This window comes from Phormidesmis sp. 146-12 (genome assembly GCF_052939495.1).
The window spans coordinates 21436-33552 of sequence record NZ_JBJPHS010000017.1; the positions used below are offsets into that span (position 1 = coordinate 21436).

The 12117-nt window shown below is 48.2% G+C and carries 6 protein-coding genes; all 6 read right to left on the reverse strand.

Translation table 11 applies throughout. The features are described from left to right. Positions 1–113: 113 nt before the first annotated feature. The 6 genes from ACKFKF_RS10035 to ACKFKF_RS10060 all read right to left on the reverse strand — a co-directional run bounded on the left by ACKFKF_RS10035 (position 114) and on the right by ACKFKF_RS10060 (position 11624). Positions 114–5504 carry a trifunctional serine/threonine-protein kinase/ATP-binding protein/sensor histidine kinase gene (locus tag ACKFKF_RS10035; RefSeq protein ID WP_446867597.1) on the reverse strand — a complete coding sequence of 1797 codons (5391 nt, stop codon included), beginning with the start codon at positions 5502–5504 and terminating at the stop codon, positions 114–116. Positions 5505–5806: 302 nt separating this feature from the next. Then, entirely contained in the window at positions 5807–6826 is a 1020-nt protein-coding gene (locus ACKFKF_RS10040; protein WP_446867598.1) for an aromatic ring-hydroxylating dioxygenase subunit alpha, read from the reverse strand. A gap of 73 nt (positions 6827–6899) precedes the next feature. Beyond that, positions 6900–7865, reverse strand: a complete 966-nt coding sequence (locus ACKFKF_RS10045) for an ABC transporter permease (protein ID WP_446867599.1) — start codon at positions 7863–7865, stop codon at positions 6900–6902. 3 nt (positions 7866–7868) lie between these two features. After that, entirely contained in the window at positions 7869–8930 is a 1062-nt protein-coding gene (locus ACKFKF_RS10050) for an ABC transporter permease (RefSeq protein ID WP_446867600.1), read from the reverse strand. A 10-nt stretch (positions 8931–8940) separates the two neighbouring features. Further along, positions 8941–10485 (reverse strand): ABC transporter ATP-binding protein, encoded by a 1545-nt coding sequence (locus ACKFKF_RS10055; protein WP_446867601.1) that lies wholly within the window; start codon positions 10483–10485, stop codon positions 8941–8943. An 83-nt stretch (positions 10486–10568) separates the two neighbouring features. Next, complete coding sequence (locus ACKFKF_RS10060) at positions 10569–11624, reverse strand: BMP family protein (RefSeq protein WP_446867602.1); 1056 nt, start codon at positions 11622–11624, stop codon at positions 10569–10571. Between the last annotated feature and the right edge of the window lie 493 nt (positions 11625–12117).

Consider the following 12117-nt stretch of genomic DNA (forward strand, 5'->3'; position numbering starts at 1 on the left):
GCTTTACTGATAGGAGTGTCCTTTTGATGACAGCAACATTTCATTTAGATATCAATTACCAACATTGAGGTTTGTTTGATAGCGGCGTGAGAAGTTTTAGCGCTAAAGAAAGCTTAATTTAGGGGGATTTTGATTTGAAATTCGGTGCCCTGTCCCAGTACAGATACACAGGTCAACTGCCCGTTGTGATTTTCTGTGACAATTTGGTGGCTGATCGATAAGCCTAACCCGGTTCCTTTTCCGGCTGCTTTGGTGGTGAAAAAGGGAGCAAACAAATGCGGTTGTGCAGACTCTGGAATACCAGATCCGTTGTCAGAAATTGTTACCACTGCAAACATATTTTCTACACTTGTGCGAATCCGAATGGCAATACTACGATCGCTCACTTCCTCTAGCGCATCGATTGAATTAGCCAACAAATTCATAAACACTTGGTTTAGCTGTCCAGCATAGCAATTGACGAGGGGCAATTCACCATATTCTTTCGTTAATTCGATTGCGGGGCGATTGGTTTGAGCTTTGAGGCGATGCTGCAAAATTAGCAGTGTGCTGTCAAGTCCAGCGTGAAGATCAGCAGGTTGTTTGTCGGTGTCTATGCGCGAAAATGTCCGTAGCGATGACATGATTTCGCGAATTCGACCTGTCCCCAGTCGCATTGAGGAGATGAGTTTGGGCAAGTCTTGTAGAAGATAATCGAGGTCGATCGCGGCTCTATGTTCCTCAATTTCAACGGGTGGTGGAGCCAGATGCTGTTGATAAAGTTCTAGATGTTTTATTAGATCGTTTAAATAGGTCTCAGCGTATTGCAGATTGCCCGTGATAAAGCCAACGGGATTATTGACTTCGTGGGCCACCCCTGCAACCAGTTGACCCAGACTAGAAATTTTTTCGGTTTGAATTAATTGTGCCTGAGTTTGTTGTAGCGTGTGCAAAGAGTGTTCTAGTTGAAGGGCCCGTTCTCGTTCGCGAGTTTCTGATTCTTGTAGGGCAGTATTAGCCGTTTGCAGCGTTTCGTAGAGCTTGGCGTTTTCGAGAGAGACGGCAATTTGAGACGATAAAAGAAAGAGAATCCGAAGTCGATCGCGCGTAAAAGCATGAGTCGTCTGGTTATTTTCTAAATAGAGAACCCCAAATAAAGCACTCTGGTAAACGATCGGGAAACACAAAATCGATTTGGGCTGATTGTCTAGCACGTAAGGATCAGTGGCACAGATTGAGTCGATCGTCGCGTCATGAATCAGCAGTTTTTTTCGAGTGCGACTGACATAGTGAACCAGCGACATCGGCACCGCTCGATCGATTGTTAACGGCACAGACTTGAGAATGGTAATGCCCGTTGGCTTGCTAACCGCTTGAGACATAATCGCCAACTCGCCCTCTGTTTGCAGTAAGAGCGTTCCTTTTTGCGCTCCTGCACTTTCGAGAACAACGCTCATTAAAGTTTCTAGCAAGCGATCGAGTTGGATTTCCTGTGAAATCGCCTGAGATGCTTTGAGAATTGCAGCTAGATCCAAAACTTGGGAACTGCTCGTACTGGTTGAAGAAATGTGCGTAATTGAGAGAGTCTGGTCTGTCGAAACAGATTCGGGAGGATGGTGAAGGTCTTTGAGAAGTCGAGGATAGCGCTGGTCAAGGTCTTTGAGTTTTGCCTTAGCTCCCCAATTTTGATAACCGCAGTAGGCTTCAATTAAATAAAGTTGAGCAAATTTCTCTTTGCCTTGAGCTAACCAAAACTTAGCTGCCAATTCATTAGCCAGGGCATAGTCTTGAATAAATTCGTTAGCCTTGGCGAGTGCGATCGCCTGATCATAAAGGTCAATTGCAGTCAGAGGATTGGCAGACGATCGCGCCATTTCTGCCTGCACTAAAAGATATTGATGTAAGAAGTTATCGGGGCAGTTTTCTGCCCAGATTTGTAATTGTTGTTGGTTAGTTGTCAACTGTTGCCAGTCTGCTTTTTGGTCGTCAGCGATCGCATCGGGATATCGAGCCGTGAGAATTAATGAGTAATAGAAATTAAACGCCGCTAATGAAATGCAACCTGGAAAATATTGGAGTAAGTTTTTAGCATTTTGAATACATTGCAAAGCGTCGAGGGGACGATCATATAAATATAAAATTTGTGCTTTAAAGATGAGATAAAATCCGATTCCGGCGGCACTTGATCGTGCTTGACAACCTGTTAAAAACTGTTGTTCGTCGAGAGTTTCAGTCTTAAATTCTAGAGGATTAGACTGAGTTGACTGAAGGTTAGCGATCGCAAGTTGACACGCCAACAGCATATCTTTAACCAGCGGATTATGCGTCTGTTCGGCAAACTTTAAGTAATCAGGAATTTTTGCCGCCAAAAAGTCTAAATCGACCCCTTGATACAACGAATTGATAATTTGATGTCCAATATTATATCCCGCAAACTGTAGCTCTCCTGACTCCAATCCGGCTTGATACCCTTCCATAAACGTAACGGCATCTTCTTTGAGCGGTCTCACCCAATGATTAACAGAGCCACCAATTACAAGACAGACTTTACACTTCTCTGCCTGGTCATTAAACTTCTCGCTTACCTTGAGACTTAGCTGACCAAACTCGTATCCCGCCTGATAGTTACCCAACATCGAACCGAGAATTAAACCATATTCAGAGTATCCATAAGTGGACTCAGCAAGCTGACCGTAATGAAGGGAAAGATTGACCAGCTTCATAACTGCTAGGAGCCAAAGATCATGATTTGAGAAATAAGTAGGCGAACCCAGCGCCATGAGTAATTTTGCGGCGGCTCTTTTCTCCAGGCTTACCATTTCTGGCTGATGAATTAGTGCTGCAATTTCTTTGTCATGTAAATACTTTTTGGCAGTCTCCAGTTCACTTTTTAGCGCCACTTGTAGATCTGAATCAGGAAGGTCGATCGCCAGCAGCTTTAGTCCCTCGCGTCCCGCTTGAATGGCTCGATCGTACTGAGCTTGTAGAGTGTAGAGGACAATCATCAATCGATAAACTTCTACTTTTTCAAGAACTGATTTTGCTTGTTTTAGAGTTAAGTCAATCAGTTGCTTGGATTCTTTACAATTACCAATTAAGTATTCGATTTCTGCCTGCTCTCGATGCACGGCAAACGTTAGGTCATAGTGTTCTGACCAGGAGTTGTGGAGATGTTGTCTAGCTTGATTGAGATATTCACTGGCGGCTGAGTAAGCGGCGGCACTTTTTGCTTTTTTGCCTGCTTCTAAGTTGAGGGTGGCTAATGTGATTTGTTTTTTAGAGTCGGTGATTAAAGCCTGACCAATATTCAAATGTTCGACCAGTTCAAAGAGGCGATCGCTGCATTCGAGCAGGCTCATGTTTGCGTAAAGAAGTTGACCAATTTGAAGGTGAACGGATTGCTTTTGGCTCTCGTCAATTAGGGCATAGGCGGCTTGCTGGACTCGATCGTGCAGGAATTGGTAGTTGAGGCAGATTAAACTGGCTGAGATAGTTTCTGTCTGAAAAACTTCGGGTTCAGAGGTTGGTACAATCAAGCCTTCTTGAAGGGCAGGTGAAAGAATTTGAGAGATCTCTAGAATAGTTTTTGAACAGATAGTAGACAGCGTTTTGAGATGAAATCGATTGCCAATACAAGCAGAAAATTGAAGAACTTCTTGAGTTGCAGACGGCAATTTCTTAAGTTTGCCAATCATCAATTCGACGACGTTATCTGTGATAGCGATCGCTTCAATTTCAGTAATATTCCACTGCCAGATCTTCTCAGCAAAATTGAATTTCAGCAGCCTTTCTTGATAAAGCGTTTTGAGGAATTCATTAACAAAAAATGGATTGCCCTCTGTCTTTTGCATCACCAAATTGGCTAATGGCTGAATGCTGGATAACTCGCCACGCAATGTATCAACAATCAAGTGTGTAACATGCTCCAAGGTGAGGGGAGCCAGTGTCATCTGCGCCGGAAAAATTGCAGCGTGCTGCAACTCTTCTAGCAAAATCATGAAGGGGTGGGCAGAGTTTACTTCGTTGCTGCGGTAGGCTCCGATCAAAAACAGGTGGCGAGTTTGCTCATCCGTCAGCACCACTTTGATCAACTTCAAGGTTGCCGAATCCGCCCACTGCAAATCATCTAAAAACAGGACGAGCGGATGTTCTGGCTGACAAAACACGCGAATAAACTGCTGAAATACTCGATTAAACCGATTTTGAGCCTCAATGGGGGCCAACGTAGCAACGGGCGGCTGTGAACCAATTATCTGTTCTAGCTCAGGCAGCACATCAATGATCACTTGGGCATTTGCCCCCAAAACCGCAGCCAGCTTGTTGCGCCATTGGTTGAGTCGAGGTTCGCTCTCGGTTAGCAGTTGTCGCATCAGCGATTGAAACGCAACCACGATCGCTGAATAAGGAATATTGCGCTGAAGTTGATCAAACTTGCCAGAAATAAAGTAGCCGCACTGCCGCACACTGGCGTGGTCAATCCCTTTGGTTAGCGGCTTATAAATCTCTTGAACCAGCGACGATTTGCCCACCCCGGAGTAGCCCGTCACCAGCATAAATTCGCTCTTTTGGCTGTGCATGACGCGATCGAAGGCGGTCAATAACTCAGCAACTTCGGCTTCTCGTCCATACAGCTTTTCGGGAATCTGAAAGCGATCGCACTGATCTTGCTGTCCCAGGCGAAAAGGGGCGATGTCTCGATGAAGCTGCCATTCTAGCTGACAGATTTCGAGGTCATGCTGCAACCCAGATGCACTTTGGTAACGATCTTCTGCCATTTTTGCCATCAGTTTCAGCACGATCGCAGACAGCATTTTTGGGATGTTGGGCTGGCGATCGCTGGGGGAGATCGGCGCTCTGGCGAGGTGACAATGGACGGTTTCGAGCGGATCAGAGGTCTCGAAGGGCAGATGATGCGTCAGTAGTTGGTAAAAAGTAACTCCCAAAGAATAGAAGTCAGTCCGATAGTCAATGCCGCGATTCATCCGGCCGGTTTGCTCTGGCGACATGTAGGGCAGCGTGCCTTCTAGCCCATCGGGACTGGTTAAGACTTGCGTTTCTTTGGGCAGGAGAGAGGCAATACTAAAATCGGTAATTTTGACTTGTTTGGTGGTCGGATTGATCAGCAGATTGGCAGGTTTGATGTCTTTGTGGATGACGCGATTTTGATGGAGATCGGAGAGAATTTGGGTGATTTGAAGGGCGATCGCAAAGAATTCGGCTAACTCTATGCGATGCCCCTTGCAGTAATCTTTGAGAGAAACGGCCCCAAAATCCTCCATCACTAAAGCCAAAAGATTGCCAGACGTTTCCAAACTGTAGGGGCGCACAATACTGGCTAAATTTAACTCGTTGGCTAAAGTGAACTGTTTGCGAAAAACCGCGAGTTCTCTAGGGGTTGAGTTTTTGTTTTTTAGAAGCTTAATAACGACAGGTTTTTGATCCGTCGATCGCTCTCCTCGATAAACCAAAGTTTTAGAGCTTTCGTAGATCTTATCTGCAACTTGGTAGCCCGGAAGGGTGAGCATGATTGTTCCTTGCGATCGAAGTGAAGTCTAACAGTTGACCCTTAGATTTCCCTAGATAACAGTCTAGCCATCAGGTTTATTTTGAGTTATTTCATGGAAAAGCCAATTTAGCGTGATAAATCTTACGAACAGTTTTTTACTTCGATAAAAGTTTAAGTAGATGGATATTAACAGTTTTATCAATTCGTTCGGCAATTAACTTAAACATTGCTCTGACTACGAAATAAGATAGATGAAGGAATGCATTTCTGATAGCGATCGTAGAACCAATAAACCACGATCGCTATCAAATTCTGAATCGATCAGGTGATTGCTCCATAAGTTAAGCCAAGTTGCTTAAGCCATTTGCGATAAGCCAGCGAAGCCCGATCGCTCGGTAGATGAAACTCAGCTTGGAGATCCAGCGGTAAGCGTTTGGGCTGATGAGATTCTAGGTTAGCGACATCTTGGAGAATCACCTTATCTTGAAAGGCGACCATCTCCGCTTCTGGAATTTCATGGGCATAGTTGAGCGCACCCCACATCCAACTGAGACATTCTTCTTCTGAGATAGGCGTAACACAATAGAGCAACACCATGTATTGCCCCTCAGACACTTCTTTACGCAGAGATGCGGTGAGTGGACGCAAGGCCCAGTAGTCATAGGAAGCAATTCCTCCTTGCCCGGTGCCATCGGGGTCAGGTTGCCAAATGCGAATGTCGTGCAGATAGAGACCATTGTCGTCGGTTGACACTTCATAATCTTCGATCACGGGTTGATCCGGTTCGCCAAGCAGCCCCGCATGGACAAACGGTAAATGGGCCACATCGAGAAAGTTTTCGATCGCTCTCAGCCCACTACAGCGACAATAATGCGGCCCACTTAGATAAGTGCGATAGGTGGAATCATTCCATTCTGAAAACGCCACAACCTCCTTTTGCGGAGCGCCCAACGAAACAAAAATCACGCCATACCGCTCCTGCACTTTGAAGGTTTTGACGCAGGCCTGTTTGGGTGGCACATAATTGGGATGAGCCGGGACTTTGACGCATTGCCCATAAGGGTCATACGCCAACCCGTGATAGGGACACACCAGCGTATTGTCTACCACTTTGCCTCCAGAGAGTTTGACACTGCGATGTGGACAGCGATCTTCCCAGGCAGAAATCGTCGTTTCGCCGCGCCAAAGCACTAAATCGGTTTCCATTAAGCGTGATCGCAACACTGTTCCAGGCTTTAAATCCTGCGAGCGAGCTAACGGATGCCAATCATCTAAGAGGACGCGATCACAAACTTTGCCATTGGTCTGATTGGATAGACGCACCGAGATTGCTTCAACCATTACACCATTCTCCAGAACACACGATTATTTGACTGACTTAACTTTGGACGAGTTCATTCCTCATCTCTCTCACCTAACGCTTACCTTTAACATACGGAATTCCCAACGCTGCCGGGGCCTCACTGCGACCTGTTCTTAACATCAGCACCACCAAGGTTAATACGTAGGGCAACATCAACAAAAATTCATAGGGCAAATCCTTAAAGCCTAGTGCTTGAATGCGATATTGTAGGGCATCTGCAATTCCAAATAAAAGCGCACCTATCATTGCCCAGAGCGGTTGCCAGCGAGAGAAGAAGACAAGTGCGATCGCAATCCAGCCGCGCCCTGCGGTGATATTTTCGGTAAAAATGTTGAGTTGAACGACGGTTAACACAGCTCCGCCCAAACCTGCCAAACCAGAACCGAGCATAATTGCCCGATAGCGAATCCAATTAACGCTCAAGCCCGAAGTTTCTGCGGCGGCTGGGTTTTCGCCCACGGCTCTCAGTTCGAGTCCCCAGTTGGTGCGAAAGAGCAGGAACCCACAGAGAAACACCAAAACTGCGGTGAGATAAACCATCGGATTGTGGTCGAATAGGATGTCACCGACGATCGGAACCTTAGACAATCCCGGAATCGCCCAGGACTCCAGACCTTTGACTCGCGCCCCAGACAGTCCCGTTTTTTGTCGAAATAAGTAAGCTGTAACGCCCTGACCTAACAGTACCAGTGTCACCCCTGTCACGACCTGATCGCTTCTCAAGGTGACGGTCAGTACGGACAAAATCAACCCCATTCCAGCGCCCGCCAACAAGCCAGCCAGTAACCCAACCCAGGCAGCAAGACTGGCCATTCCGGTCGCTTGTTCGACGCTGTGGGCTGCCATAAAGCCAGATAGACTGCCGACTAACATCACGCCTTCTAGCCCCAGATTCATCACGCCCGATCGTTCGGTGATGATTTCGCCCAAAACCGCCAACAGCACAGGCACTGCCAACCGAATCCCCGCCGTCAGCAGCGCTACCAAAAAGCTCCAGGTTAAGATTTGTTGCGCCATCGATCAAGACTCCCGTTGGGAAATTGCGTGACCTGCCAACACCAGAAGGACGACGATCGCCTGAATGACTTGCGCGATCGCAGAAGGAATTTGCAACACTACATTCAGCGATTGGGCCCCGACCATCAAGGCAGAAAAGAGCAGCGCTGCCACCAAAACGCCGACGGGATGAAGCTGTCCCAGCAGGGCCACGAGAATGCCACTAAAGCCAAAATTATCCGAGATATCACCCTTGAGTCGCGTGTAGGTATAGCTGACCTCGATCGTACCTGCCAGACCCGCCAGCCCACCGCTCATCATCAGGGCTATGAGAATACTACGACTCGTGTTAATTCCTGCACACCGCGCCACACTGAGCCGAGACCCCACCGCCCGAAGCTGCAACCCGATCGCAGTCCGCCACAGCAGCAGGTAAACGATCGCCACCAGCAAAACCGCCAGCCCCATTCCCCAATGTAGTCGAGTGTTCCACAGCGTCGGAATCTGAGCATTGACGCTAAATTGAGCCGATTCGGGTAGAAAGCCTTCGGGCTGTTGGAGTGGAACCCGCGCTGCATACTGAACGAGCAAAATGCCAATGTAGTTGAGCATCAGCGTACAAATGATCAGATTGACCCCGCGTTTGAGATAGAGCAATCCTGCGATCCCACTCCAAATCGCTCCACCCAAGACACCCGCCATCAACATCAAAGGAATCAGCCAGTAAGCCGCCAAATTTGGCAGATTTAACGCGACGACACTACTACAAAGCGCCCCCATGTAATACTGTCCTTCTGCGCCAATATTCCAGACGCGACAGCGAAAGGCGATCGTCATTCCCAATCCAATAATCAACAAAGGAGTGGCTCTGAGCAACGTTTCGGTCAAGGGTCGCCCTCCCCCAAAGGCACCCATCACCATCACACCATATGCCTGTAGCGGATTGGCTCCACTGATTAGCAGTAGTATTCCCCCCAGTATCAGCGCCAGCATTCCTCCCAGCAATGGTGCAAATGGTTTCAATCTCAGCAGAATTCCTTGAGCGATCGATTCCACTCTCGATCCCAAAACGATTTCATCCCTCATCCCTCATCCCTCATCCCTCATCCCTTCTTTTCTCCTCGCGCAGCGGAGCAAAGCTCTCCCTCATCCCTTCTTTCCTCCCTGCCATCAACAACCCAATCTCATTCACATTCGCGTGCGCTCGATCGATCAGCCCCACGATCGCTCCTTCATACAAGACGGCAACGCGATCGCTCAAGCTCAAAATCTCATCCAATTCGGTCGAAATCAGCAAAATGGCAGTTCCTGCATCTCGTCGTGCCAGCAGTTGAGCATGAACAAATTCCGTCGCTCCGATGTCCAGTCCTCTAGTGGGTTGAGCCGCGAGTAAAACCTGATGATCACGAGTCAATTCTCTCGCCAGCACAACCTTTTGAGCGTTGCCCCCAGAGAGTTTTCCGGTTTGAGTTTTGACCGATGGAGTGCGAATTAAGTATTGCTGAACCAGGTCGATCGCATGTTTGAAAATGTAATTTTGGCGTAGAAATCCTTTCCACTGAAACGGTGGACGCTGTACGTCTTTGAGAATCAGATTTTCTGCGATCGAGAACTCTGTCAAAATGCCCATCGACGTGCGATCGGACGGAATGTGAGCCAGTTCCTTCACCAAAATCTCACCTTGACGAATGGGACGCAAGCCGACGATCGCTTCTTCTAATTCTCGCTGACCATTGCCATCGACTCCCGCCAATCCGACAATCTCACCGGGACAAATCGCCAAATCAATTCCTCGCAGCGCTGGAAGATTGCGATCGCCCATTACCCAAAGATTTTTTAACTCGCAGGTGGGTGAGGGGAGAGGGGTGAGGGGTGGGGTGGTTTCGCGGCGAGAAAGGTTGACTTCCCGACCGACCATCATTTGGGCCAGCGACTGCTCACTGCACGCTTGAATCGCCACTGTATCAACCGTCTGCCCATCTCGCAACACCGTCACCCGATCGCAGACCGCCATCACCTCATTGAGCTTGTGAGAAATGAAGACGATCGCCGTTCCTTGGGCAGCCAGCGTTCTCAGCGTGACCATCAATTCCTGGGCTTCCTGGGGAGTCAGAACGGCGGTTGGCTCATCTAAAATCAGCAGATTTGCTTTGCGGTAAAGGGCCTTGAGAATTTCGACGCGCTGCTGCTCTCCGACCGAAAGCTGCCAGATTTGCGCCGCAGGATCGAGCCTCAATCCATACTGATCCGCCAATTTTTGTAGCCGCAGATTCAAGCGTTTTGGCGACTCGCGCAGCGGCGATCGATTCGCTCCCAGGACAATATTCTCAGCCACCGTAAACGGCTCAACCAGCATAAAGTGTTGATGCACCATCCCAATTCCCGCAGCAATGGCATCCCTGGGCGATCGCAACTTCACAGGCTGACCGTTGAGCCAAATTTCTCCAGCATCCGGCTCGTACAGCCCACAGAGAATATTCATCAACGTGGTTTTACCCGCGCCATTTTCGCCCAACAGCGCGTGAATTTCTCCAGCCTTCACTTCAAAATCGATCGCCTGGTTCGCCATCACACCGGGAAAGCGCTTTGTAATCCCCCGCATTTCTACCGCTAGAAAAGGAGTCGATCGGGCAAAAACCATCGTATGCAAATGAATGAGAGATCACTGAAATCGGCTTAGTGAGGAACGATGAACCGTTGTCAAATCCACCATTCCTCGTCAGCCTACTTGGGCACAAACGGCACCGTCAGTTCACCAGAAGCAATTTTGGCGCGGGTTGTTTCTAGGGTTTGAACCTGATCGCTCGTCAGCTTGTCTTTAAACCCTGGAGCAACTTCTACAGCGATCACCCCTTCTGCAATCCCCATTTTGTAATACTGATTGGTGAAGGATTTGGCTTTGGTGTCCTCGACCATTTTGTTAAACAACGGCTCCATATTCCAGAGCAAATTCACTGCGACTACCTGTGGGCCCAGCGGAGACATATCACCGACATAGCTTGTGGCATATCCGCCTTTGGTTTTGGCTGCTTCGATCTGCCCGATCGTCGGCCCTTGTCCACACCCAATCCAAAAATCAACGCCAGTTTCTGCCTGAGACAAAGCGGCTTCTTTGGCCTTGGCCACATCGTCCCAATTGCCAACGGCCGCACTGGTCAATGTGGCATCGGGTCGGACTGTTTTTGCCCCCGCCAGCATGGCCTCGCCCATTGAGTGACAAACGGGAATATCGAAACCATACAGCGCTCCCAGCTTGCCCGTTTTGCTGAGTTTGGCTCCCATCAGACCCACCAGATAAGCCCCCTGGTAAAAGGGTTGGTCATAATCCGCCACATTGGCGGCCGTTTTGTTGATTCCCCCGGCCCAGGCAAAATTGACGTTAGGAAACTCTTTGGCAACCTTAAAAACCGCGTCTCCGTAGTTAAAAGAGTGAGCGACGATCGTGCCATATCCCGATTCCGCATACTGCCGCAATACACGCTCAATGTCTGCCGGAGAAACGGACTCAGACACAGCAACGTCAATGCCTTTTGCCTTTAGGGACTGGGCAGCTTCAACGGCTCGCTGATTCCAGGATTTGTCCGTGGGCGGCCCATTGATGATCAAAGCAAACTTGGGAGCTTTTGAGTCAGCGGTGGGACTGGCGGCTACAGGGCTGGCGGTTGGAGATTGAGAAGTCGTCGGAGTCGAACTACAGGCCACCATCAGCATAAGCGGTGCCGCCAATACAAGACTTGCCGCTGTCTGCTCAAAGGTCTGAAAAAAACGTTTTGGATTCATCACAAATACTACCGGGATTAAAAGTGCATCGAAAGGCTGCTTAGATATTCCCCCGCCCAACTTGAGAAGTAAAGGGGGTTCAATAGATACTAAGAAGATTTGAGTGTATCAAGGCGGATGAAGCCTGTTGTGTAAGAAGCTATACTAACCCGATCGCGCTAGTCAATCATTTTCATTGCGTTGTCATTGCAATTTGCAGTTTGAACTCATTGCATTAGGGTTACTCTTGTCTCTAATTATCATTCCTCAAGGTGTTATTTTTTCAGTACATTGATTTTGAGTAGGGCGATCGAGAAGTTGCTGTTGACTTGAGAAAAATATTGAGAAAAAAGTTGAGCTTGTGATAGTGGTTGCGTTTAGTAGTAAAATGCTTAACCTATCAGGAGGAGTCCCGTAACTTTTGGGGTTAAGCTGGCTAAATTTCTAGACAAGCCAATCATTTTGACGTTCATCGAGCGATCGGGTGTTGCTATCAATTTTCTGCATGAATTGC